The following is a 26,124-nucleotide window of genomic DNA, read 5'->3' on the forward strand; positions in this document are numbered from 1 at the left end:
CATGGCGCCCGACGACATCCTTCAGTACTACAAGCGCGAGCTCGGCTATCTGCGAAACCAGGGTGCCTTGTTCGCGCAGCGTTATCCGAAGATCGCGGCAAGGCTCGCGCTGCACGGCACTGAGTCGCTCGATCCGCATACCGAGCGCTTGATCGAGGCGACGGCGTTTCTCGCCGCGCGCGTGCATCGCGATCTCGATCAGACCTTCCCACAGATCGCGGGCGCCCTGCTCGACAACGTCTGTCCTTCGCTCGTGCAGGCCATTCCGTCGATGACGGTCGCGCAGTTCGAGCTCGACACGTCCCAGGGCAAGGTGACGTCGGGGTTTCGCGTACCGCGCCACACGAGTCTCTCCGCGCGCACGGAAGCCGGCGACGCGTGCCGCTTCCGCACGGCATGGGACACGGTGTTGTGGCCGTTGAAGATCTCGCACGCGGGATTCAGCGAAGATGCGACGCTGCGCCTGAAGCTCGAATGCGAGCCGGGCGTCGATTTCTCCGAGCTCGAACTCACGCAGTTGCGCTTCCATTTGTGCGGTGACTGGATGGTGACGATGCCGCTTTACGAACTGCTCGTCTCGTCGGTCACGGGTGTTGCCGTGCACGCCGCACAGAGGCCGGTCGTGAGGCTGGGACCGTCCGCGTTGCGTGAGGTGGGCTACGCGGACGAGGACAGCGTGTTGCCGCAGCCGCCGCATGCGCATCCCGCTTACGGGCTGATGCAGGAATACTTCGCCTTTCCGCGCAAGTTTCATTTCTTCGATCTGATGTTGCCGGCGGGATCGTGCGGCACCGGGCGGACCTGCGAAGTCGTGCTGCAGCTCGACCGCATGCCGCGCGGGCTCGGCATGCTCAACGCCCGGCATTTCCAGCTCGGATGTGTGCCGATCGTCAATCTGTTCACGCAGACCAGCGAGCCGATCGTGGTCGACCGGCGCAATTACGAATATCTGCTGGTCGCCGATCAGAAGCGGCAAGCCATTACCGAGATCCATTCGATCGTATCGGTGAGCGCATCCGATCCCGTCACGGATCGCGCAACGAGCGTGCCGTGCTTCACGGCCGCCGATCGTTTCGATCCGGCGGGTGCCGGCGACGCGGCGATGTTCTGGTCGGCGCGCCGCGAGCACAGCTTGCGCGGCAACGTGCCGGGTGTCGACACGTGGATCAGTTTCATCGATGGCGACGCGGCCAGCCGGTCCGATACGCCGGTGGTGTACGTCAACGCGCTCTGCACCAACCGGCGGCTCGCCGAGCATGTGCCCGTGGGCGCGCGCATGCTGGTCGAGCGGGTATCGCAGAACGTGCGCGTGCGCTGCCTCTACGAACCGACCGCCCAGCGCAACCCGCCGCTCGGGAGCGAGGCGCTGTGGCGTCTCGTGTCGCTGCTGACGCGCAACTATCACTCGCTCGTGAACGGTGCGACGGGCAAACGCGAGCTGCAGGAGATGTTGCGCCTGTTCGCCTCGGACGGCACACGGGAGCAGGAGCAGATTCGCGGCCTCGTCAGTGTCGCTGCGCGCAACGTCACCGCGCATGTGGGCAGGCAGGCGTGGCGCGGATTCTGCGGCGGCACGGAGGTCAGCGTCGAGTTCGATGCCGAGGCGTTCGTCGGGGGATCGCCGTTGCTGATGGGCGCGGTACTGGCGCGCTTCTTCGCCATGTATACGTCGGTCAATTCATTCGTACGGCTCGTGGTGCGCCGGGGAGACGAGACATGGAAGCGATGGGAGCCGATGACCGGTTGCCAGCAGTTGCTTTGATTGCCCGGCTTCTTCCGCGGCCTCACGGTTTCGACCTGTTCCAGGCCATTCATCTGCTCGAGTGCGCGCAGCCGTGGGCGACGGGGCTCGGTCGCGGGGACGGCGCGAATGAGGCGGTACGTCTGCGGGGCTTCGTCTCGCTGGCGTTCCAGGCAAGCGACATTCACGCGGTGGACCGCCACGCGTCGAGCGACGAACACGCGGCGCGCGAGACCTACACGGTGAGTACGCCCGTGATGACGCTGGCGGGCATCGGCGGGCCGCTTCCGCTCGCTTTTACCGAGATGCTGCTGGAACGGCGTGCGGCCCGTGAGCCGGCAATGGCCGATCTGCTCGACATCTTCAATCACCGCTTTCTGTCGTTCTTCTATCGCAGCCGCCAGAAGCACGCGTTGGGGCTCGCCGCGCGCGCGCCCGGCGAGGCGCCGCTCGCGACGAGCCTCGATGCGCTCGGCAGCCTCGGCCTGCACGACGGCAAGCGCGGACCGGACGATGCGCGCCTGTGGCTGCGGCATGCGGGACTCTTTGCCAATGGCTCGCGCTCGATGACGGGGCTACTCGCGCTGTTGTCGGACCGCCTCGGGGTGCGTGTGCGAGGCACGCAGTTCGTAGGCGGCTGGCGCGACGTCGACGCGCGCGACAGCCTGCGGCTTGGACGCTCGCAGGCGGGCCAGTGCGCATTGCGGACCGGCGGCCTTGCCGTGCTCGGACGGCGGAGCTGGGACCAGGCCGCCGGCGTGCGCATCGAGTTTCTCGATGTGCCCGCAGAACAGTTCGCCGCGCTGCTCCCGGGCGGCGAGATGCACCGGCTGGCAGCGTGGCTCGTGCGGTGCCACCTGCAGCAGGACTTCGACGTGGAGTTCGTCCTCTATCCCGCCGCGCGGCGCGAACGCTGCGCGGTGGGCGCGCCCGGCTTGCGGCTGGGCTGGACTTCGTGGCTGGCGGCGTCGGCGGACGAGGGCGGTGCGCCCTCGTCGAAGCCCGCGCCCGTGAGGTTCGCGATGCGCGCGGGTGAGGCCCGCGTCACACGAGCCGCGTTGCGACCATCATAAAGATCAATACGACATGGACATCGATATCCGCACGCTGTTGAGCCGCCTGAACCCGGCATGCAAACACGCAATGGAGCAGGCCGCGCAACTGTGCGTACGGCAGACGCACTACAACGTGGACGTCGAGCATCTGCTGCTGCAACTGCTCGAATCGGACGCGCCCGATCTGCGCGCGATTCTCGGGCGCTTCAGCATTTCGGCCGCTGACGTCACGGATTCGCTGCAAAAGGCGGTCGATCAGTTCAAGCGCGGCAATGGCCGGACGCCCGCACTATCGCCGAATTTTTCGCCGCTGTTCCAGGAGTCGTGGCTGCTCAGTTCGATGCTGCTCGGCGAGCAGCAGATCCGCTCGGGCACGATCGTGCTGGCGCTGCTCGAACTGGATAGCCTGCGCGGGCTGCTGCTCGACTCGGCGCCGGCCTTGCTGAAGATTCCGCGTGCCGCGCTGCGCGACGCGCTGCCGGCGCTGGTGGTGAACTCGTCCGAAGACGGCGGCGGGGCGGCGCCGCAAACCGCCGTCCCGGGCGCCGCAACCGCGCCGGCGGGCGGCGTCTCTCAGACGATGCAGGCGATGCCGGCCATGACTGCGAACAGCGGCGGCCGTTCTTCCGCACTCGCCCAGTACACAGTGGACATGACCGCACTCGCGCGCGAAGGCGCGAGCGATCCGATCTGCGGACGCGATGCGGAGATCCGTCAGTTGATCGACGTGCTGCTGCGGCGCCGTCAGAACAACCCGATCCTGACGGGGGAGGCCGGCGTCGGCAAAACCGCGATCGTCGAAGGTTTCGCGCAGCGCGTGGCGTCGGGCGAAGTGCCGCCTGCGCTCGCCAATGTCTCCGTGCGCTCGCTCGATCTTGCCTTGCTTCAGGCGGGCGCCGGGGTCAAGGGCGAGTTCGAGAACCGGCTGAAATCGGTGATTGCGGAAGTGAAAGCGTCGCCTGTCCCCGTGATTCTGTTCATCGACGAGGCCCATCAGCTGATCGGCGCGGGCGGCAGCGAAGGCCAGGGCGATGCGGCGAATCTGCTCAAGCCCGCGCTGGCGCGCGGCGAACTGCGCACGATTGCCGCTACGACCTGGGCTGAATACAAGAAGTATGTCGAGCGCGATCCCGCTCTCGCGCGACGCTTCCAGGTCGTGAAGGTCGAAGAGCCGAGCGAGCCTGTCGCCATTGAAATGCTGCGCGGCATGGTGGCTAAGCTCGAGGCGCATCACGGCGTGGAGATTCTCGACGAGGCGGTACGCGACGCCGTGAAGCTGTCGCATCGCTACATCTCGGGCAGGCAGTTGCCGGACAAGGCCGTCAGCGTGCTCGATACGGCCTGCGCGCGCGTGGCGCTCGGCCAGAACGGCGTGCCGGAAGAGATCGAAGCGCTGGGCCGCGCGATCGACTCCGCGGAAAACCAGTTGCGGATCCTGCGTCACGAAGCGGCCACGGGGGCCGAGCGCGCGGATGCCATCGCGGCACTCGTCCGTCAGCTCGACGAACAGCGCGCGCATCGCACGCGCCTGAACGAGAAGCTGGTGACCGAGAAGCGCGTCGTCGACGAGATTCTGTCGTGGCGGCGCAAGATCGCGCGCACGCTGACTGAGAGCCCGCCTGGCGAGACCCAGGCCGTCGGCGACGAAGAGGACAGCGAGTCGCTGGCCGCCAATCTCCGGCGCCTCGAAATGGGCCTGGAAGCCGTGCGCAGCGATGAGCCGATGGTGCCCGTGTGCGTCGATTCGACCGTGGTCGCCAAGGTGATTTCAGGCTGGACGGGAATTCCCGTCGGCGACATGCTCGCCGACGAACTCCACACGGTGCTCTACCTGCACGAAAAGCTCGCGGCGCGCGTGGTCGGCCAGGATGAAGCGCTCGATGCAATCGCGCGGCGCGTGCGCACGTTTCGCGCGGATCTCGACGATCCAGGCAAGCCCGTCGGCGTGTTTCTGCTGGTCGGCCCGAGCGGCGTAGGCAAGACCGAGACGGCCGCCGCGCTGGCCGACATGCTGTACGGCGGCGAGCGCAACATGATTACCGTGAACATGTCCGAATTCCAGGAGGCGCACAGCGTCTCCGGACTGAAGGGCGCGCCCCCGGGCTACGTCGGCTATGGCCGCGGCGGCGTGCTGACGGAAGCCGTGCGGCGGCGTCCGTACAGTGTCGTGCTGCTCGATGAAATGGAGAAGGCCCATCCCGACGTGCTCGAACTGTTCTTCCAGGTGTTCGACAAAGGCGTGATGGAAGACGGCGAGGGCATCTCGATCGACTTCAGGAACACGCTGATCCTGCTGACCTCGAACGCGGCGCAGGACGTCATCACGGAAGCGTGCCAGGGCGGCCGCCGTCCGCCTCCCGAGGAGCTGATCGCGCGTCTGCGGCCCGCGCTGCTCAAGCAGTTCAGCCCGGCGTTTCTTGGCCGCATGGTGCTGGTGCCTTACTACCACCTCGGCGATGCGCAGATCACGGCGATCGTGAACCTGAAGCTCAAGCGGCTCGCCGAGCGCTTTGCGCGCAACCATCATGCGCAACTGATGTGGGACGACCGCTTTGCGCAGGTCATCGCCGAGCGCTGCAAGGAAGTGGACAGCGGGGCGCGCAACGTCGATCACATCCTCACGCAATACGTGTTGCCTGAGCTGGCGCGCGAAGTGCTCGAACGCATGTCGATGGCGAAGCCGTTCGGCGGGGTGCAGCTCGATTTCGCGCAGGACGGCGCCGTCTGCTTCCGTTTCGTGGCTCGCGAGGAGAACTGACGTGCAAGCCGCCAACGCGACGCAGGCAGGCTGTCTGCTTTCGATCAGCACGCCGTTCGGCAAGGACGTCCTGCTGCTCGACGGGCTGGGCGGACGCGAAGCGATTTCGGCGCCGTTTCACTTCGATCTGCGCATGCGTTCGACGAACCGCGCGCTCGATGCGCAGGCGATCGTCGGCAAGAATGCGACCGTGACGCTGCAGGTGCCGTCGGGCACGAAGCGCTATCTCCATGGCATCGTCACCCGCTTTGCGCAGATCGGCACGGATGCGCAGCATGGCTTCTATACCGCCGAACTCGCGCCGCGTCTATGGCTGCTCGGGCTCGGGAGCGACCGGGCGATCTATCAGAACCTGAGTGCGCTCGACATCGTCGAGCAGGTGCTGCAGAAGTTCGGCATCGCAATCGAACTGCGCGTGAAAGGCACCTACGCCGTGCGCGAATACTGCGTGCAATACGACGAAAGCGCGTTGCAGTTCATCTCGCGGCTGATGGAAGAGGAAGGCATCTTCTACTTCTTCACGTTCGCCGACGGCGTGCACACGATGGTGCTCGGCGACAGCACCGCCGCGCACAAGCCGGGCAAGACCGACTCGCACCTCTGGTACTCCAGCGATTCGGTCGCGCATCGTCACGTCGACCGGGTCGACGCCTTCGAGATGACGACGGGGCTCGTTGAAGCCGAGCAGATCGTCGCCGACTACGACTACACGAAGGCTGCGCTGCTGACGGCCAATTCCGCAGCCGGCAGCGGGCCGGCGAGCGGAACGCGTTATACCTTTCCCGGCGGCTATGCGAAGGCTGCGGACGGCACGCGCACGGCGAAGCTGCGGCTCGCGGCACATCAACTGGGGCAGCGCACGGGCCGCGCCAGCAGCGGAATCTGCACGCTCACCGCAGGCGCGAGTTTCACGCTGGGCGGCCACGCGAATGCGGCCTTCAACGCGTCCTATGTGATCTGCGCGGTGTCGCACAGCGCGTCGAACAACGATCGCTATGACAACAGCTTCGACGTGATCCCGGCTTCGGTCGCATTCCGCCCGCCGCTCGTGACGCCGAAGCCGATGGTGGCCGGCACGCACACGGCGATCGTCACTGGTTCGTCGGGCGAGGAAATCTGGACCGACGCATACGGCCGCATCAAGCTGAAGTTCCACTGGGACCGTTCGGCCGGCGCCAACGAAAACAGCTCTTGCTGGGTGCGCGTGGCGCAGGTCGCGGCGGGTAACGGCTGGGGACATCTGGTGCTGCCGCGCGTGGGCCAGGAGGTGGTCGTGAGCTACGTCGACGGCGATCCCGACCGGCCGCTCGTGACCGGCAGCGTCTACAACCGCCAGGGTACGTTGCCCGTCGGCCTGCCTGCGTCGCAGACGCAAAGCGTGATGCGCTCGCGTTCGTCGAAAGGCGGCACCGCCGGCAATGAAATCCGCATGGACGACAAGCTCAATAGCGAGGAGCTGTATTTCCACGCGCAGAAGGATCTGAATATCGCCGTCGAAAACGCGCTGTCCACGACGGTGCTTGCGGGGGCCGAAACGCATGTCGTCAAAAAGGGCGATCGCACCGTCGACGTGCAGAAGGGCAACGAGACGCACAGGGTGAAAGGCACGCGCTCGGTCGACGTGACCGGCGACGAAACCCACACGAATCACGCGGCGTTTGTGCAAAAGGTCAGCGGCAACTACACGCTGAAGGTGAGCGGCAATCTCGTCATCGACGTGACCGGCTCGATCAGCATCAAGGCAGGCACGTCGCTCCAGAACCAGGCAGGCACCACGCTCGCCAACAAGGCCGGCACCACGCTCAGCAACGAGGCGTTGCAGGTGCAAAGCAAGGCGTCGGCGATGCAGACGATCGATGGCGGCACGATGCTCGCGCTCAAGGGCGCAATCGTCAAGCTCAACTGAGGCAAGAGATGAGCACGCTACCACCCACTGCCGAACCTTCCGCGTCCGCGCACGCGATGGTCGTCGAGACGCGCGATGCGGCAGGGCAACTGGTGAGCCGCACGCCGATGCTCGACGGCGTAGCGCACGGACAGGTGGTCATGTACGGCGCGGGCGCCGTACCCGTCCTGGAGGCGCACTACGAGCACGGTGCGTTGTCGGGCGTGGCGCGCACTTTCGAGGCAACTGGCGCGCTTCTTCTGGAGGCCAACTACGTGGCGGGGCAGCTTCACGGCGCGATGACGACGTGGGAGGACGGCCGCGTCGCCTTGCGCCAGCACTACGCGCACGGGGTGCTGCACGGGACGTCCGTGTCGTATGCGCTGTCGGGACTGGCGACCTCGCGGTTCACCTACGAGGCCGGCAAGCTGACAGGCGAAGCATTGCATCTGCACGACGGGGTCGTCGTTCGACGCGCGCCTTACAGCAAAGGGGTGCTCGAAGGAGAGACGCGCGACTACACGGGCGACGGCAAGCTCGTGCAGACCTCACCCTACAAGGGCGGCCTGCTGCACGGCACGTTGCGGCGCTACGGTGCCGACGGCCGTGTGAGCGAGGAGCGCGCCTACGAGAGCGGCAAGCCGCTTGGCGCAGCCCGCAAGGTGGCCGCGCCCCCGCCGCAGCAAGACCCGGCGACGGGCGGACAGCGCCTCGCCAGGCAGCTTGAAAAATGGGTGAAGGGCTGACATGAGCTTTCTGGTAACGACCGGATCGACGATGCAGTGCACTTTCGGCGCCGCGCCCGCGGTATTGAACGTGCTGCCCACCAACCGCGTCCTCGCGGGTACGCCCGCCGCAACGATCATGGATCACATGCCGATGGTCAACGTGCCGCCGTTCGGCGTCTGCTCGTGCGTCGCGAATCCGATGGTGGCGGCGGCGACGGCAGCGGCGCTCGGCGTCCTGACGCCGATGCCCTGCGTGCCGATGACGATGGCGCCGTGGCTGCCGGGCTCGCCGACGGTCCTGATCGGCGCGATGCCGGCCTTGCAGAACGCTTCGAAGCTGATGTGCGCATGGGGCGGGGTCATCTCGATCCTGGCGCCGGCGCAGTTCACCACTATGGTTTCCTGAGGAATATCCGTCATGCAATACGTTTTTTCGATGACCGCGCGCATGGTGACCATCGTGCTTGGCTGCGCGATGGCGCTGTGCGTACTGCTGTTCCTGCTCGGGATCGAGATCGGCGTGCGCTACGTGGCGCCTGCGAAGGCGCCCGCGGTGCTGCCTGCGTCACAGCCGGCGCCGGTTTCCTCAACCAATTGAAATTGAAACTGCCATCTGACATGCTCCTCGCGTTTTCAACTCCTGTTTCCGCGCATACGCTGCGCAGCGCATGGCGCAGGCTGGCCGCGCTGCTCGGCGGCGCGATCATCCTGCTGGCAGGCGTGCCGGCGTTCGCGGTGACCCAGGCCGCCCCGGCCGCGGCGAGCGCACCTATCGCAAGCGCACCGTTGGCCACTTCGACGGGCCTCATGCAGATGCCCGACGGCCGGCTTCTCGCCCCCGAGTTTGCGCGCATCGCGAGCCGGGGCGAACTCGTCGTCGCAGTGATGGGTGTCGACCAGCCTCCATTCTTCGAAGAGCACGACGGCCAGTTGAGCGGCGTCGACATCGATATCGCCAGGGAAATCGCGGCAAAGCTCGGCGTCAAGGTGCGCTTCAACCGCGATGCGAAAACCTACGACGGCGTCGTGAATCTGCTCGCGAGCGGGCAGGCCGATCTGGCGATCAGCAAGCTCTCGCGAACGCTGTCGCGGGCTCAGGTGATCAGCTTCAGCGTGCCGTATATCCGGCTGCATCGTGCGCTGCTGCTGAACCGCGTGAAGTTCGCGATGCTCGCGCACGGCCGCGAGGTGCCCGACGTCATCCGCGCCTACGACGGCACGCTCGGCGTGGTCCGGAATTCGTCGTATGCCACCTACGTCGAGAGCAACTTCCCGCAGGCGAAGGTGGTGCCCTATCCGAGCTGGGAGGCTTTGCTCAAGGCGCTCGATGCCGGGGACGTGCCGGCGGCCTATCGTGACGAATTCGAAGTCAAGCACGTGCTCAAGCGTGACCCGACCGCTTCGCTGCGGCTACGCGTCGTGACCCTGGAGGACCTCGACGACCCGATCGCGATCGGCGTGAACGTCGGCGCGCCGACCTTGCTCGCCTTCGTCAATCAGTTTCTCGCCGAACGCAGCCAAAAGATCGATGTAACGACCTTGCTACAGGCTTCAAACAACTAATCGGAACAGTCGGGGAAGCAACAATGAATTCCAGCAGGATCTATGCGTGGGCCGTGAACCCGTGGGTGGTGATCGGCAGTCTCGCGCTCGGGGGGGTATTCGGTCTGCTGTTGCCCGAGATGGCGCAGAGATTAACCGTGATCGGCGACATCTACGTCAATCTGCTGAAGATGACCACGCTGCCGTTCATGGTCTCGGCCGTGATCTTCAGCCTGCAACGCCTGTTCCGCGAAGGCGGCACGGCGCGCTTGATGCTGCGCGTCGTGATGGTGTTTCTCGGCGCCTCGGCGACGGTCGCCTTCGTCGGTGCGCTGGTGCTGCTCGTCTTGCGCCCGGGCATCGATCTGCCGAGCTCGACCATGCAGACGTTCGGGCTGATGGTCGGCCACGATTCGACTTCGAACGAAGTGGTGATGAATCTCTACGGCACGGACACGGTCGAGAAAGGCGTGAGCCTGGTCGACGTGCTGACGAGTCTTGTGCCGACCAACATCTTCGCCGCGCTCGCCAACGGCGATGCGTTGAAAGCTCTCGTATTCGCACTGCTGTTCGGGCTCGCAGTCGGCCGGGTGCCGGAGCGGATTTCCGTCGGCCTGAGCCAGGCGTTGGAGACGATCTATCACGCCTGCCAGAAGCTGATGCACTGGCTCAGCTATCCCTTGCCCCTGATCCTGTTCTGCATGAGCGCGGCGCAGCTCGGCAAATCGGGCATGGGGCCGCTGCACGCGATGCTGCAATTCGTCATTGCTTTCTTCGTTGCCTCCGTCGTGCTGCTGTCGCTGGCGGCTGTCGTCATCTGGAAACGTTCGGGCCGGCCGCTCGGCGCGACGCTCACGGCGCTGCGCGTGCCTTTCGCGCTTGCGCTCGCGACGCGCAACAGCGCCGCATGCATGCCGAGCATGATCGAAAGCATGGTCGAGCGGCTGGGCTTTCCGCGCGCCAGGGTCGAGCTGATGGTGCCGCTGACCATCTCGTTGCTGCGCATTGGTCCGATGGTCTACTACGTGTGCGCCACGTTTTTCATTGCCCAGTTGTACGGCCATTCGCTCGGTGTCGTCGAGGTTTGCACCGTGCTGTTCGCATCGGTGCTCGCCGGATTCGCTTCCGCAGGCATGACCGGGCTCGTCACGGTTTCGCTGATCGGCATGACCTGCGCCTATCTGAGTCTGCCCTTCGAAGCGGCTTTCATCCTGTTCCTCGCGGTCGATCCGCTGTGCGACATGTTGCGCACGCTGATCCTCGTCATCGGCAATACAGCGGCGGTGTCGGTGATCTGTCCGCGTCCGCTCAAGATCTAGGAGAACGGCATGGCACTGATCGGCATTCTGGGCGGCATGGGACCGCTTGCGACCGTCGACTTCATGGAGCGGGTCATCCAGTTGACGAGCGCCATGGGGGCACTGCGCGACCAGCAGCATCTGCCGCTGCTCGTGGCCAATCTGCCGCATATCCCCGATCGTTCGAACGCGCTGCTCGGGACCGGCGAAGACCCGCTGCCGGCGCTGCTCGACGGTATCGACATGCTCAACCGGAACGGCGTCGAACTGATCGCCGTGCCGTGCAATTCGGCGCACTACTGGTACGACGCGATGCATGCGCGCAGCAGTGCGCCGATTCTGCATATCGCCGAAACCTGTGTTGCCGCCGTGCCGCCGGGCACGCGCTGCGTCGCTGTGCTCGCGACGGGCGGCACGCTTCACTCGGGGCTCTACCAGCGCATCCTCGCCGCGCACGACATCGTTCCCGTGGCGCCGGACGAAGGCACCCAGCAGCGCCTCGACACCTGCATCCATGCGGTGAAGGCGGGCGATCTCATCGGCTCCGCGGAACATCTCTCGGCGGCATTGCACGATCTTGCCGCGCGCGGCGCCGAGGCCGCCGTCATGGGCTGCACGGAAATTCCGCTGGCGGCGCGCCACCTGAAGGCGCCGCCCATGACGCTCGTGGACAGCACGCTCGAACTGGCGCGCGCGACGGTGTCATACGGTCTTTCCCGTGGCTGGAACGCACACCGATGAAGGCACTGAAGCGTCTTTCGAACAGCACCCTCGGGCTGCTCCTGTTCCTCGGGCTGGGCATCGTGGCGGGCACGTTGGTGCGCCCGGCGGGCGTGGCCGCCTACGTCGTGGGGCAGATCTACCTTGCCCTCGTCAACATGGCTGCCGTGCCGCTGCTGGTCGTGGCGATGTTCTTCGGGCTGCGGCAACTGATGGCGCTGGCGCAACCCGAACTGCGGATCGGCTCGATGCTGTCGCTGGCGCTCGCGCTGGTCGCGCTGTGCGCGGTGTGCGGCGCGCTGGTGGGTTTCTCCGCGGCCCCGGGCGCCCATCTTGCGGACGGCGCGCGCGCCCAGTTGGGACAGGTGGTGTTGAGCAGTTCGAGCGATGCGGAAGACCTGCGCATGCCGCTGCTCGGCGCATCGGGGTCTGGCCGGACGCTGTCCGCGATCTCGTTGCGCGACGTGGCCCCCGACAACTTTTATCGCGTCCTCGCCGACGGCCGCGGGCTCGGCATCCTGACCTGCACGATCCTGTTCGGCATGGCGTTCGCCGCGCTGTCGAGCGCTCAGACCCGGCTGTTGAACAGCGTGTTCGAGAGTATCTACCGGACCTTCGAGACGATCATCGAGCATGCGAATCTGCTGCTGCCCGTGCTCGTGTTCGGCAGCGCCGCGCATGTGGCGGAACAAACGAGCGGGGCGACGCTCGGCGCAATGAGCGGGTTTCTGCTGTGGTTCGTGCTCTGCGCATTGATGCTGTCCTGCGTGGCGATCGCGGCCATCGCGGCGCGCGCGGGCGTGCCGCTCGCACGCGCGATGACCCTGTTGAAAGCACCTATGCTCGTCGGCCTGACATCGGGCAGCGCGACGGCGCCGATTCCGCACACGATCGAGGCCATGAGCACACGGCTCGGCTTCAGCCGCGGCGTGGCGGAACTGGTGGTGCCGTTCGGCGCCGTGTTCGTGCGCGCCGGCTCCGCGCTCTATTTCGCGCTGGCGACCGTGTTCGTGGCGAATCTCTATGGCCGGCCGCTGGACGCAGGCGACATCGCCATGGTCGCGGCGGCATCGACGTTCGCGGCATTCGTTTCGGCAGGGCAGAGCGGTGTGGCAGGAGTCGGCTACGCGGGCATCGTGCTGTCGACTCTGCAACTGCCCGTCGAGGCGGCCGGCGTGCTGTTCGTGGCGATCGACCTGATCTGCGAAGGGCCGCGCAACCTGCTCAGCTTGCTCTCGGTCTGCACTGTGGTGGCACTCGTTTCCGCGGGACTGCCCACGGAGCGCGTCTCGGCGCCGGAGGCGCAGGCCGCGCCGGGCCCGGATGCGGTGTTGCGCTTTGCGTTCAACCGCATGCAACTGGCACTGGCAACGGGCTGCGTCGTGACGGTGGGGTTGCTGATCGTACTGATGGGTATTGGAGTAGGCGCGAAATGACGAATTGCCGACACGCATTGAATCACGCGGCCGGTGCGCCGGTCAGGGGCCGCACGGGCATGGCGGACATCGCGCGCAAGCTCGCGGCCTGGTGCCTGAGCGCCTGTATTGCAACGGTCCTGGCGGGATGCGCGATGCCGTCCATCTTGACCTTCAAGGGCGACAAGGTGAAGTGGGACGCGTTGACCTTCAGCGCCAGCGACGACGTGAACAACAACAGCCCTGTCGCCGTCGACGTCGTGTTCGTCACCGACGACGCGATGCTTGCGCGAATCGCGGAACTGCCCGCGTCGAAATGGTTTGCCGGACGCGCCGATCTCGTCAGCGCGTATCCGAAGAGCATCCAATATCGGAGCTGGGAATTCGTGCCCGGCCAGCTTCGCGATGTTCCCGGCGACACCTTCGATCGTCCGCGCGTGGCAGCGGCCTTCATCTTTGCCAACTATGCGAGTCCCGGCGCGCACCGCGTGCGGATCGAACAGTTCAGCGGCCGGCTTGCCGTGCAGCTCGACGACAACACTTTTTCAGTTTCGGCTGTGAAATGAACCTATATCAGCATCTTATCGATCCCTGCACTTGCGCCGCGTTGCCGCGTGCGTCCTTATCTCCGCGGAGCAACGGCCATGAGTGAGGGCGTCCAACCGGTTGTCGACCGCGTCGAATGGTTCGAGGGCATGCTGCTTGCCCCGCAGCATTTCCAGTTGATGAATGCGCGCGTCGATTCGCTCGTCGCCTGGCAGACGCTGGCCGCGGCACCGTTTAGCTGGGGCGTGCGCCGCCTCGTCTTCGACCAGGGGCTGCTGCCTGCCGGCGTGCTGCGCGTGCTGGCGCTCGACGCGATCATGCCCGACGGCACGGCCGTATCGTATTCGGCGGAGTCGAGCCAGCACGGGCGGCTCGAGTTGTCGCTCGAGCCGTTCGCGGAGCAGCTGGCGAACGGGCCGATCGATTTCTATCTGACGCTCCCCGTCGCCGCATCGATGCGTCACGACAGCGAGATACGCCGCTTCCGTTCGACGGCCGGCGCGCCGGTCGCCGACGAAGTGTCGCAGGCGCCGCTCGCCGATATCCCGCGCCTCATTCCCGAGCTTGCGCTCGCAGCGGGGGAATTGCCGTCGGCGATGCATGTCTCGCTGCGGCTCGGCTCGGTGTACCGGGACAACGAGGTGGTGCGGCTGGGCGAGCGCTTGCCGCCGCTGCTCGAAATCGCCCGTGACAATCCGCTATGGACGGCCGTTTCCGTAATGCTCGGGCAATTGCGCGGCAAGGCGGCATTCGTCGCCAGGCAGACCACGATTCCGTCGTCGAAAATCGAAGACCGGCTCACGCAACTCGAACTGAAGGACCGGCTGCGCAGCCTGCTTACCGCGCTGCCGCTTGCCGAAGCCGTGCTGCGCACCCCGCATCTGCATCCGCTCGCGCTGTACCTGGCGCTCGCCTCGCTGAGCGGCTCGCTGAGCATGCTGATGCCCGCCGGTCTCGCGCCCGTGCCGCCCGACTACGACCATGCCGATCCCCTCGCCGTATTCACGCCGCTGCTGCGGGCGCTGCGCGATGCGATCTCCGAGGTGAGCGAAGGTTACCGCGAGCGCAAATTCGAATTCCGCCACGGCGCGTTCGAGATCGCCCTGCAGCCGGACTGGGTGGGCGAGCGGCTGGTGGTCGGGCTGCGGGGGCAGTCGGACCGCGACCTGCGGGCGTGGATGGAGGGTGCGACCGCCGGTTCGCAATCGGTCTATCCGTCGCTGCGCAACCGCCGGGTGCTCGGGGCGCAGCGGCGAGTCGTCGACCACGCGGAGGAACTGGGCCTGCGCTCCGGGTCAGGTTATCTGCTGTTCGAGATCGACGCCGACTCCGTGCTCGTGCGCGCAAGCGAGACGCTCGTGATCGGCAATCTGAACGAGAGTGCGAGTGTGCAGCGGCCGCAGGAAATGCTGCTGTTCGTGAAGGGCTGATCACCAATGAAAACGACCTGACATGGCACGCAACGCATTTGAACTTGAAGAGAACGACATCGTCATGGTGCAGTTTCGCCTCTTTGTCGATGAACTGGTGAGAGCCCAACGGCGCTTTTCCGAGGAGCCCGACGCGACGCCGGAACTCGCGGCGCAGCGGGTCAGCCGCCATCTGCTGAATCTGCTGGAAATCCAGACCTTGCAGTCCCGCCGCGACAGCACGCGCTTCGATATCGAGAACCTCGCCGACGCACGCTATCTGAAAGCGGTGCTCGCCGACGAGCTGCTGCTCAATACGCCGTGGATCGGCCGCGAATGCTGGACGGGCTACCTGCTCGAATCGACGCTGTATCGAACGAACGTCGCCGGCGACCTCGTGTTTCGCAAGATCGAACAGCTACTGTCGGATCGAGAGCCGTCGCGCCGCGACATTGCACGGCTGTTTCTGTTCGCGCTCGCGATGGGGTTTCAGGGGCGCTTTCGCGGCGTGGACGCCGGCGCGCAGTTGCGTAGCTTGCGCGAGGAGCTCTACGAATTCATCTATCAGCGGCGCGCCGACCTGGGCGGGCGCGACCGCCTGCTGGCGCAAGCCGCTTACGCCAATACGATCTCGCACATCGCGCCGCGCAAGCTGCGCGCGGTGAGCCGCTGGACCGTGATGGCCCTGCTCGCGGCTGTTGCGCTGCTCGCAGTTTCGGAGCTGCTGTGGCTTTGGCAGTCGTGGCCGGTGCGCCAGGCGCTGCACGGCGACATGGTGGAAAGGGTGAGCTCATGAGCCCGATACGCAAATTGAAATTCGCCGGAGTCCGCGCATGCTGACGAGCGACCTGTTCCTGCTCTCGCTGGCCGTTCTCATCGTGGTCGTCTGCACGGTGCTGGGCGTCGTCGTGTATTTCGCCGCGCATGGCGAGAAGAACAAGGCGGCAGGCGATCGCAAGATCGTCCGGATGCGCGCCGATTCGCTGCGCAACGCGTTTCGCCAGGCCGTCGAACTGGTCGAAGGCAATATCGTGTCGCGGGCCGAGCGTTACAACGTGCCGTGGATTCTCGTGCTGAACGAAGGCGACGATCCGCCTGCGCTGCCGATCGCGCAGTCCGGCGTGGCGAGCGTGCTGAGTTCAGAGGCCGCCTCGCCGGCCGCGACGCAGGGGATTGCGTGGCAGTTCTTCGATCGCGGCATCGTGATCGACATCAAGGCCGCCTACCTCGGCTCGCCCGATGAAGACACCGACGAAAAGCCCTGGGACGAATTCCTGAGCCTGTGCCGCAACTACCGGCCGCAACGGCCGTTCGATTCGGTCGTGGTGACGGTGCCCGCCGCGATGCTGCTGGCCGAAGATACCGATGCGAGACTCGAGCTCGTGCGGCACGCGAAGCTCGCGCACCGGCGCTTATGGCTTGCGCAGAACCGCTTTGCGATGCGCTTCGCGCTGTACGTCGTCGTCACGGGGTGCGAGTCGCTGGCGGGCTTCACGTCGTTTGCACGGGCCTTGCCCGAGCCGCTGCGCGCCAGCATGCTCGGCTGGTCTTCGCCGTACGACCTGTCGGAGACCTACCAGGCGAGCTGGGTCGAAACCGCGATGACGAGCATCGAACGCGCCGTGTCGGATGCGAGCGCCGAGCTTTTCACGCTCGACACGGGCCATCTCGACGCACGCGAAATTCTCTTCCTGCCCGCGCGCATCGATGCCATCCGCTCGCAGTTGCAGCTCTACGTCGATGAACTGCTGCGGCCGAGCGCGTACCACGAGCCGTTTTTCTTCCGCGGCATCTACCTGACGGGCGACACCGGCGAGCTCAGCGATGCGGGCGTCGAGGAGACCGTACTGGCCAGTGCTGCGGCAATGGAAGCCGGTTCCGATCCCTATGGCCGAGGCGAGGAGCCCTATCTCGCGGGCGGCGATGCCGGCGCGGCAGAGGAGGGTGCGGACCACGCCGATCCGGGAATCGCTGCGCACCCGCTATCGTCGCCGGTCGGCGACCTGATGCTGCAGCCGGCCTTCCTGCGTGACCTGTTCGAAAAGAAGATCTTCCTCGAATACGGCCTGACCCGGCCGTCGCGTACCCAGCACCTTGCGCGGCCGCTCGTCAATCGCACGCTGCACTGGGGCACGCTCGCGCTGCTTGGCGGTTGGGGCATCGGGCTCGCCGTCGCGACGGTGCAGTTGAGCCATCGCCATGCCGCGCTCGTGGCGGCCCTCGGCGAGCTGCAAAAGAGCGCACAGGAGCGCGCTTCGGCCGAGCATGGCGGCCAGCAACTGCCCGCCGACTGGTATCGAGGCAAGGCGCTTGCGCTGATCGGCGTGAACGACCGGCTGCATGCCGGCGTGGACTGGTCGATCTTCATGCCCGGCTCGTGGAATGTCGTCGACGATCTCAATGAACGGGTCCGGCAGCGCTTCGAACGCGAATTCGGCGAGATCGTCGTGACGGCGCTCGAACGTGAAATGCTCCAACGTGTCGGAACGTTGAGCGGTATCGCGCGCGATCCGGGCACGGGTCAATTGATCGTCGGCGACGATTGCGCCGCGCCTGCGGCGGCGAGTGCCGATGCGCGCGGCGCCGACAGCCTCGCCGTCGAGGATGCGCCCGCGATGCGCGCCTTGCAGCGCTACGTGGGCGAGGTCGATCAGCTCGATGCGGCGCTGCAGGCCATGCAGCGGTTGCAGCGGCCGTCGGCGGGCAATGCCGATGCGCTTCGTCTTGCCGTGCGCTACGCATTCGGCGCGGATTTGCAGGGCAACCTCGCGGGGAGCCTGCCGTACTTCTATCGCGACCCGGATCGCAGCGACGCCTACGCCGCCGACGGCGCGGGCGGCATCGATCTGCCCGTCGTGCAGCAGGCGTTGCGCTGCACATTCGACAAGGGCGCACAGCAGCTCGACGATGGGCTCTTCGCGGGCAGTCCGCTGTTGAATACCGAACGCTCGATCGTGAGCCATCTCGGCAATCTGTCGGTGACGGACAACAACGGGGCGGATTTTACCCAGCTCACAGGCGACTACCGCGCCATCGCGGCGGGCATCGGCACGCAGCAGGATCTGCTGGCCTCGGGCAAGGGCGGGTGGATGAGGCAGACGCAGTTCGTTCCGGGCCCGGTCCACGACGGCACGTTCGCGCGCGCGGCGGAGAGCCGCCTGCTTGGTCCTGATCTCGTGGCGCGCGTGCGGGCGCGTTCCGGCAACGCCTATCAGGCGTTCAGGAGCGAGCTGGCGTTGCGCTTCGGCGGCGCCGATGCCGGCGTCGTGTGGGTCAACAAGGAGGCGCGCTATGCGGTTTCGCCGGCGCGGCTCGCGCTGCGCGACGGTCTGTTGAAGCTGCTGAACCAGCCGTTCATGGCCGTGCCGCGCGACCTCCCGCTGCCGTCGATAGCGGAAGGCTCGATCGTGACGTGGGACCTCGCCCAGCTCGATCAGGCCCTGGCCTTGAGCGAGGCGCGCAAGCACTTCCTGGCGGAAGGCCTGAGCGCGATTCCCGACACGCTGCGTCCCGTTGTCGAACAGGCGCTCGATGTACAGTTCGCTCGCCTCATGATCGATCAGGTGGCCGCGGCCGCTGCCGTGTCGCCCGCGCAGGGCGAGCCGGACGGCGCCGCATTCGATGCCGCGCGCAGCCGTCTCGTGAAGATCCGCGCGGCGCTCGCCGACATGGACGCGACCGCGCAGGGCGCCGATCTCGACGCGCTGATGTCGCGCGACGCGATGGAGCACCTGCGCCTCGTCGACGATGCGCTGACGCGTGCCGAGCTGTATGCGACGCGGCCGGCGGGCGCGGTGTCGAGCGGCGACGCGCCTGCGCCCGTGCTCGCGGCATTCGGGATCGCCGACCCGGCGCAGTTGGGCATCTATCTCGACCAGCAGTCGGCACGGGCCGCGACGCTCGGCAAGCAGGCGGCGGCCTATCTCTCCGCGCTCAGCACGGCCGATGCGGTCTCGCCGCTGGCGCAGCGCTGGCAGGCGATCGAACTCGACCTGGGCCGCTACCAGCTCAAGAATCCGAACAGCAGCCTGCTGATGCTGGAGCAGTTCGTGCAGACGGTGGCGGGCGACCCCCGCGGCGGCGACTGCATCGGGCGATTCCCGCCTCGGCCGTCCGCCGTCGGCGCGAGCGACTATTTCACCTCGGTGCACATGCGTCTGTACGACAGCCTGCTCGCGCGCTGCGGCCAGAGCTATAACGCCGGGCTGCGCCAGCAATGGGATGCGTTTGCGTCGACGTTCAACCAGAACGTCGCGGGTCACCAGCCGTTCGGCGTTCCCGCTCGGCTTGCGGTTCGAAGCAGTGCGGGTAATGCATCGGTGGACTTCGCAGAACTTGGGCAGACGCTGCGGCACTACGAGCGCGCCGCCAGGACCTTGCAGCAGGCGCGTAACGTTGCCGCGGAGCGGGGCATCGGAGGCAACCCGGCGGTGCGTCAATTCGCCGACCGGTTCGACCCGGTGGCGGCGTTTCTTGCACCGCTGTATCCGGCCAACGACGGTGCGCCGACCGGCTACGACGTGCGGGTCGATTTCCGCGCGAACCGCACGGGCGAGATCGCGGCCAACCAGGTGATCGACTGGACGCTCAGGATCGGCACGCAGAGTGTGTCGTTGAACGATGCATCAGGCACGCTGCACTGGGAGTACGGCATGCCCGTCACGCTGGTGCTGCGCTTTGCGAAGGACTCGCCGCTCACGGCGCTCGACGATCCGGCGCAGCGCGCGTTTTCGAGCGATGGCCGCACCTTGACGTGGCAATTCGCCGACCCGTGGGCGCTCTTTTCGTTCATCTCGCAGCAGCGTGTGGCCGACACGCTCGCGCGCGAACGCGGGGCGGGACCCTTGCTCAAGTTCGATTTTCCGCTGGGCACGGTGAACCCCGCGGATCTCGCGCTGCTGCCGAAACAGGAGCGCGGCCAGGTGTTCGTCAGGCTCACGCTGAGCGCGCCCGGCAGCAAGACGCCGCTGCCGTGGCCCGGCAGCTTTCCGACCTCCGCGCCCGAATGGAACGCACTATGAGCACACCGAATTTGTTGCACACCCAGCCGGACTTCACCGTCGACGTGGAGAGCTATCTCGCCGACTTGCCGGATGGCGGCGGCGCGGGTACGTCGCTGCGCGGCGATGCGCTGTACGCGCGGATTCGCGATGCGCGGCACGAGGACGATGCCTCGCTGCCGATGGGCGATTGGGAACGCCCGCTCGCCAAAGCGGACTGGAAGGCCGTCGCCGCGCTGAGCGGCGAGGCGCTGCGCACGCGCAGCAAGGATTTTCAGTTGGCCGCGTGGCTGTGCGAGGCGTGGACGCATCTGCATCGCATCGACGGTTTCGTGGCCGGTGTCGAGGTGATGACGGGACTCGTCGAGCGCTATTGGGAAACGGGCTGGCCGCAACTCGAGAACGACGACGCCGAAGTGCGGGCGGCGCCGTTCGCGTGGTTCGCGAGGAACATCGCGCAGGTGCTGTCGTTGCACGTGCCGCTGATGGAAATCGACTTACCCGAGATGCCCGTGTTCAATCTTGAAGCGTTCCAGCGGCTTGCGGCGGCGCCGGTTGTCGAAGGCGGAAGCACCTTCACTCGCGAACTGGTCGATACATACGTGACGCGCGGCGACAACCTTTTCGCGCTGGCACGGCTCCAGCAGCGCGCGGTCGTCGCACGGGAAGCGTGGGACCGGCTGGCCCAACTCGTCGATCCTGGGCTTGGCGAATATGCACCGGGCTTCCAAGGGGTTGCGGAAGTGCTGACGCGCCTTTCGCGGGCGGCAACCAGCCTCATCGGCGAGCGGGCGGTGCAGGTGCCGTCGACGGCACCTGCCGCGGCGGCCATCGAAGCGCTGGATGACGCGCTTGATCAGGCATACCGCGAAGACGCGCAGCCTGTGCATGCCCCGATCCTGCATGACGCGATGCAGCCGCATGCGGCCGCCGATGCAGTGACCACGCCACTCCCGCCAAGCATCGTCAACCTGATCGCCGACCGTGCCCATGCCTACCGGCTGCTCGGCGACATCGCACGTTACCTGCAGCGTCAGGAGCCGCACAGCCCGACCTCGTATCTGCTCGATCGCGCGATTTCATGGGAAAGCATGACGCCGGCGGACTTGATGCGGGACATTGTGCAGCCAGATGGCAGTGTCGAGCGCTATTTCCTGATGCTCGGGCTCGAGTGACGGCGATGTGCGCGAAGCGGCCGTGACGCCGTTGCGGACCAGGTCTCCCGTTTTTCAATCTGCATAACTGTCTTGTTGGAGATGTGATGTTTCTTGAACCCATCGTAGCGAAGCGGGCGGCTAGGCTGATGATGCGCGACGCTGTCGAATCCGTGTCGAAAGAGCATACGGGGCTCACCAAACACTTTTTGTCCAACAAGGCGAAGACGTTCATCGCAAAGTGGAGCACGGAAAGCAAGGTCAGCATGGGAACCGGCGTGGCTGTCGCGGTCAGCGTGACCGTTGCCGGCGCCTTGACGGGTGGCATCGCGATCCCTGTGCTGATCGGGCTCGCGGCGGGCACCTACGCGCTCAGGAATGCCATCGAATTGATCGGTGCGGATCATAGGCGTGCGAACCGCAACTGGCTGAAGCGGTTCCCCAGTGCGAAGCCGAAGCTGGAGTCCGAGATGGGCGTCTTCCTGACCGTGGAAGCCAGCGATTCGCTGCGACGGGCGGTCGATCACTTCCGCATGATGAAAACGATCGACCAGGAAGTCAAAGATGCAGCCGGCTCGGAGTTCTGGAACTGCGAAGAAGCGATCAACTACGCCAAGGCGGTGTCGAGGTTTATCCATCACAGCGACAAGGTACGTAACTACACGCTGCCTGTGCTCGACCTGCTGATCTTCTATCTCGATTCGTATGCGAAGCTCGCCGAGAACTGGACCCTGTTGGAGCCGAACATCAGCGCGGCCTTGCAGCTCTGGTTCGAGCAGCACAGCCATGCATGCTGTTGCCCCGGCGGCGGCGACAAGGACGTGTGCTATGCGCCGCCCGCTACCGATCCCCATGGCGGCATGCCCGCAAAGCGGCACGCCGAGGCGACCTCTACGTTGCAGGCGGGCTTTGAACCCGCTTCCCCGCCGTCGGACATACCGGGCGCCGTGAAGATCGGCGAATTGCTCGAAGGCATGAAGGCGGCTCGCGACAAGATCGTTGCGGGCATGCACGCGGCCGATAACGCCACCTGGAACTACAGCGCGGAACGCCTGGTCATGACGACTCGCGCCAGGTCGGGGGCGCCCGTCGCCGACCACGGGCACAAAAGACGTCTGGACGCGTTGCTCGACGCAGTGTGGCGGCAGGTCGACCGCCCCGGCTATTTTGCGCGGGCCACACGGCGCGCCGGGCATTGGTATACGCGGACGACGGGGAGCGAGAAAGCCGGCGCGGTGATCGGCGAGGCGCTGGCTGTCGGCTCGATCTTTCTGCCGTTCATCAATGAGGCCAACGAACTGACCAGGTTGGGGCAGAGCGCCATCTCGGGCAGCACGACCGCCGCGGTGCTGATTGGCGACAAGGTGGGGCTCAATCTGCTGAAGGGAGCGGACGGTACCGCCATCAAGTGCAGCCTGATCGATCAAAAGCTCGTCGAGTGGCACGCGACGGCCGAAATCCGGGCGGCCGGTTCGGGTGTGGAAAAACTGATGTCCAAGCTGATGTTGCATTTCAAGAAGGCAGCGGAAGCCGTGAAGGCGCTCGACGAATCGCCGCGCCTCATCTCGTCGTGCAACGACGCGATGGCCCTGTCCACCAAGGTTGCGGAAATCGTGTCCCAGATGGAGAAAGTGAGTCGCTATGCGGGGCCTTGTATCGGCATTGTCGATGTGCTGTGCAAGCACTGCTATGACTGGTCGGCAGCGGAGTGGGAGATGTGGCGGGATATGGAATACAGCGTCCTCGATTGGCTGCGCGACGATGCCGCGCATGAGCACTGCCGGATTGGGAACACGAAGTGCTATGGCGCGAAACATCATCGCTCGGGAGCGAACTTTCTTGGGCGCGGCGGCACGTGGGTGCATATCACGAACGATCCACATAATCCGTTGACGTGAATGCAAATAGCGTCACGCAAATCCGTCTCGCGAGATTGGCGATAAACGATCATTTCATACAGCAGGCATTTTCATGAACCGACGCGCGAGTCGAGAGTGATTGTGCCAATGGGTTTGTGTTTGCGGCGTTCGAAAAGGGGTGGAAAATGTCGAAAAGCGACGAGCAACGTTTTGACGCAGCGTTGGAAACACTGTTGTCACTCGCACAACGCGAGGGAATCGTCATTTATAACGGATATGCCGGGGTGCTGGAATGGCTGGGTCAGCAAGCCAATAGTGCAGCTGCCAAACGTAGGGTTGGATCTGCGATTTCACTCGGTTATCACTTTCGCAGCTCACCTGCGATTGCTGACTTACGTGACGCCCTTCGCGCGCTTCTACTACTGCAGGTCACTCGTTTTGCCATGTCAGGTGCGCCATTGAAGAGGCTGAAGGATCTCGCCTCTGCTGCCAATCCCATGTACTGGCGTGGGGAAATACTCACGGAACTCAAAAAGCTTTGTGGCGGAATCATTGTCCGTGCAGGAAGGGTTCTCGTCGACCACCGGGTTCATCATTGGGCAGGCGTTCATCGATTCGCCGATATCAATCGAACCCTTAGCACCGGACGGGAAAACGGCGTAAAAATGCTTGAAGCTGCGTATGCCTATGTCGCCCGAGGAGGTGACCCGAATGGGCATTATGTGCGCTGGTTCGGTACGGGAGACGCGACTGTTGTACGCGCGAACTTGCAACAAATGATGGACGTCTATCGGACCAGAGCCATCGGCATTTATGCCGACGAGTACGCGAAGCCAAGCGAAGCCCCGACCTTGAGGAATCTATGGGGATCTGCCACGCGGGCGTGGGAGGCTCTCGCAGCCACCGGCGTCATCCGGGTCAATCTGGGGAAGCATTTCTTCGGGGGGGCCGCGGAGCATAGTCACCAGATCGTCTACGACGCGGAACAGATCCTCTACCTGGAACGCGCGATCGCGTTGAGTGAAGAGCGGGTGCAGGCAAACAAGGCGTTCTTTCAGGCGGTACAGGCGGGCGGCGATGTGAATGTGCTGGAGGCGGAACGGGACATGCGAGTTGCGGACCTCACGGCGCAAATCGCGCTGCAGGATGCCCTGCTTCCGAAGGGAGATGAACAAATCTCCGTCGCGGGCGTGCTACTGCACGAAGTGAGTCATAACGCTGTTGGCACGACAGACCACGTGGTATCAGGACAAGCGATGTATGGCCCCAATTTCTGCTCGTGGCTTGCGCGCACCAATCCTGCAAAAACTGTCGACAATGCGGATAGTTATCGTCTTTTTTGTGAACAATTCCTTTAGCGCAGCTTGAGCCAGGTGGTGCGCCTCGCGATGGAGTTCGCGTTTGTACCGGCCTGGTGTGTCAAAGCGATGGACCAGCCTAAGCGGATTTCCGCTGTCTGTAGCGCAAACGCGCTACATCCAATGTTTCGCTTTGGGCTGCAAAATGAGGCCCTCATGGAATGACGGGATACCTCACGCCAAAACGGGATCACGGCCAGATCTTCCGCTCGATCCACGTGACCATCGTGGAAGACGCCCCCGGTTTCGGGGAGACCTTGGGTCGGGCGATCGAGGGCGCGCAGGTTATCTGGCTTGCCTGGGTGGCTGGCACGCGTGCTGAAGGCCCGAGACTGCTGCAGGGGGCGTCCCCAGAACCCAACCCAGAGGAATCACTGCATGGCTGTGCTGACAATCTACAACCATGGTACCGGCGGCGCGTCCTCCAAGGACGCCAGCAAGGCCGAGATCGTGAACATATTCGGCAACGAGGCGCGCAAGGCGGGGCGCGAGTTTATCGATTGGATGGTGACCGAGGGCGTAGGCGCGGCTGGCAGCCCCGACAAGCGGTTACTGACGCCGCAACTGACGGTGGACACGACCACGGGAGCATCTCGCTTCGATCTCATGGAGTACGGAGCCACGCCGGGGAGCGCCCGCATGGACGACTACCTCAAGCTTGCCGGTACGCCCTGGCTGGCACGCAAGCTCCTGCCGCGCGATCAGGCCTTGCAGATCAGTGGTGTCGGGGCTGACGAGAACGTTGTGGCCGTTCTGAGCACACTAAAGTTCCTGGAGCGCGCCAACCAGCTGCCCGACGCGATCAACCTCATGGGCTGGAGCCGGGGGGGCGTCACCTGCATTCGGATCGCACACTTCCTTAATCTCGATCCCCGGCTCAAAGCGATACCCGTGAACATCTTCGCCATCGACCCTGTTGCCGGGGCTGGTCACGACGCAGAACCCGAAGCCCAAACCGTCGGGGATAACGTCAAGAACTACGTGGCGACCTTATCGGTACACGAGAACCGCAAGGGCTTCACGCCGATGACGCTGACCAGCAACGCCGGTACCTCCCTGCGATTCACCGGCACGACGAAGTACGCGATTCTCAATATGCCTGGCATCCATTCGGATACAGCCAAGTTCAGTTCGTCCAGCGGCCGGCTTACATTTCACATGTGCTGCCAATTCCTGATGGCACATGGTTCAAACATAAGCCCGGCGTTGCGCACGATGTTCAAGATGCACCCCAACACGCAGTTGGCCGAATACGACAAGCTCATGCAGGGTGCCAAGGCCGCAGGAATCAAAACGGGCCAGACTGGTTTTGTGGCTCGCTTTGTTACCGGGCGCGAACGGCGCGAGGTATACAACCGGCCCACCTTGGGCCACGAAGAGTTCTTCATCAATGCCCATCACCATGTGCTGTTCAAGCGCAAGTACCCGGTCGTCTATCGCAAATACTTCACGGCCATGGCGGCTTACAAGAACACGCTGAGATGGCAGCAGGACGACAACCGCGCTATGGGTGAGGAACTCGCCAGCATGGGCCCTGGGCACTTGGCCGGCATCCAGCGGCAGCACGCAATGACGTCAGTGCCCGCCACGAGTTCCGTGCAGTCTGCCTATCAGCTCTGCGTGGTGCATAACACGCTTGCCGACTAGCGCGCTCCT

The 26,124-nt window shown here is 65.1% G+C and carries 19 protein-coding genes; all 19 read left to right on the plus strand.

The window, feature by feature from the left end; translation table 11 throughout:
• The first annotated feature begins 1 nt into the window (after nt 1).
• The 19 genes from tssF to L0U81_RS20430 all read left to right on the plus strand — a co-directional run bounded on the left by tssF (nt 2) and on the right by L0U81_RS20430 (nt 26,115).
• Nucleotides 2-1,762, plus strand: a complete 1,761-nt coding sequence (gene tssF / locus L0U81_RS20340; protein ID WP_233805312.1) for a type VI secretion system baseplate subunit TssF — start codon at nt 2-4, stop codon at nt 1,760-1,762.
• A complete protein-coding gene (tssG, locus tag L0U81_RS20345; RefSeq protein ID WP_233805313.1) occupies nt 1,717-2,814 on the plus strand; it encodes a type VI secretion system baseplate subunit TssG in 1,098 nt (365 codons plus the stop codon). Before tssF ends, tssG begins: the two co-directional genes overlap by 46 nt.
• Nucleotides 2,815-2,827: 13 nt before the next feature.
• A complete protein-coding gene (tssH, locus tag L0U81_RS20350) occupies nt 2,828-5,554 on the plus strand; it encodes a type VI secretion system ATPase TssH (RefSeq protein ID WP_233805314.1) in 2,727 nt (908 codons plus the stop codon).
• A gap of 1 nt (nt 5,555) precedes the next feature.
• Nucleotides 5,556-7,460 carry a type VI secretion system Vgr family protein gene (locus L0U81_RS20355; protein WP_233805315.1) on the plus strand — a complete coding sequence of 635 codons (1,905 nt, stop codon included), beginning with the start codon at nt 5,556-5,558 and terminating at the stop codon, nt 7,458-7,460.
• Nucleotides 7,461-7,468: 8 nt separating this feature from the next.
• Nucleotides 7,469-8,185 (plus strand): toxin-antitoxin system YwqK family antitoxin, encoded by a 717-nt coding sequence (locus L0U81_RS20360; protein WP_233805316.1) that lies wholly within the window; start codon nt 7,469-7,471, stop codon nt 8,183-8,185.
• Nucleotide 8,186: 1 nt separating this feature from the next.
• Nucleotides 8,187-8,573, plus strand: a complete 387-nt coding sequence (locus L0U81_RS20365) for a DUF4280 domain-containing protein (protein ID WP_233805317.1) — start codon at nt 8,187-8,189, stop codon at nt 8,571-8,573.
• A gap of 12 nt (nt 8,574-8,585) precedes the next feature.
• Nucleotides 8,586-8,765: a hypothetical protein gene (locus L0U81_RS20370; protein WP_233805318.1), complete on the plus strand. Its 180-nt coding sequence runs from the start codon at nt 8,586-8,588 to the stop codon at nt 8,763-8,765.
• A 20-nt stretch (nt 8,766-8,785) separates the two neighbouring features.
• On the plus strand, nt 8,786-9,730 hold the full coding sequence (locus L0U81_RS20375) for an ABC transporter substrate-binding protein (protein WP_233807867.1): 945 nt from the start codon (nt 8,786-8,788) through the stop codon (nt 9,728-9,730).
• 23 nt (nt 9,731-9,753) lie between these two features.
• A complete protein-coding gene (locus L0U81_RS20380) occupies nt 9,754-11,028 on the plus strand; it encodes a dicarboxylate/amino acid:cation symporter (RefSeq protein WP_233805319.1) in 1,275 nt (424 codons plus the stop codon).
• 9 nt (nt 11,029-11,037) lie between these two features.
• Nucleotides 11,038-11,748: an aspartate/glutamate racemase family protein gene (locus tag L0U81_RS20385; protein ID WP_233805320.1), complete on the plus strand. Its 711-nt coding sequence runs from the start codon at nt 11,038-11,040 to the stop codon at nt 11,746-11,748.
• Entirely contained in the window at nt 11,745-13,163 is a 1,419-nt protein-coding gene (locus L0U81_RS20390) for a dicarboxylate/amino acid:cation symporter (protein WP_233805321.1), read from the plus strand. Before L0U81_RS20385 ends, L0U81_RS20390 begins: the two co-directional genes overlap by 4 nt.
• Nucleotides 13,160-13,708 (plus strand): hypothetical protein, encoded by a 549-nt coding sequence (locus L0U81_RS20395; RefSeq protein ID WP_233805322.1) that lies wholly within the window; start codon nt 13,160-13,162, stop codon nt 13,706-13,708. The genes L0U81_RS20390 and L0U81_RS20395 overlap by 4 nt, the downstream gene beginning before the upstream one ends.
• Nucleotides 13,709-13,786: 78 nt before the next feature.
• A complete protein-coding gene (gene tssK, locus L0U81_RS20400) occupies nt 13,787-15,118 on the plus strand; it encodes a type VI secretion system baseplate subunit TssK (RefSeq protein ID WP_233805323.1) in 1,332 nt (443 codons plus the stop codon).
• Nucleotides 15,119-15,140: 22 nt separating this feature from the next.
• A complete protein-coding gene (locus L0U81_RS20405; protein ID WP_233805324.1) occupies nt 15,141-15,893 on the plus strand; it encodes a DotU family type IV/VI secretion system protein in 753 nt (250 codons plus the stop codon).
• A 37-nt stretch (nt 15,894-15,930) separates the two neighbouring features.
• A complete protein-coding gene (locus L0U81_RS20410; protein WP_233805325.1) occupies nt 15,931-20,118 on the plus strand; it encodes a type VI secretion system protein in 4,188 nt (1,395 codons plus the stop codon).
• Complete coding sequence (gene tssA / locus L0U81_RS20415) at nt 20,115-21,272, plus strand: type VI secretion system protein TssA (RefSeq protein WP_233805326.1); 1,158 nt, start codon at nt 20,115-20,117, stop codon at nt 21,270-21,272. Before L0U81_RS20410 ends, tssA begins: the two co-directional genes overlap by 4 nt.
• A gap of 275 nt (nt 21,273-21,547) precedes the next feature.
• Nucleotides 21,548-23,149, plus strand: a complete 1,602-nt coding sequence (locus tag L0U81_RS20420) for a hypothetical protein (protein WP_233805327.1) — start codon at nt 21,548-21,550, stop codon at nt 23,147-23,149.
• 146 nt (nt 23,150-23,295) lie between these two features.
• On the plus strand, nt 23,296-24,468 hold the full coding sequence (locus tag L0U81_RS20425) for a M35 family metallo-endopeptidase (protein WP_233805328.1): 1,173 nt from the start codon (nt 23,296-23,298) through the stop codon (nt 24,466-24,468).
• Between the two features lie 378 nt (nt 24,469-24,846).
• On the plus strand, nt 24,847-26,115 hold the full coding sequence (locus L0U81_RS20430) for a hypothetical protein (protein ID WP_233805329.1): 1,269 nt from the start codon (nt 24,847-24,849) through the stop codon (nt 26,113-26,115).
• Nucleotides 26,116-26,124 lie beyond the last annotated feature (9 nt).

The organism is Paraburkholderia sp. HP33-1 (assembly GCF_021390595.1).
Classification (GTDB): Bacteria; Pseudomonadota; Gammaproteobacteria; order Burkholderiales; family Burkholderiaceae; genus Paraburkholderia.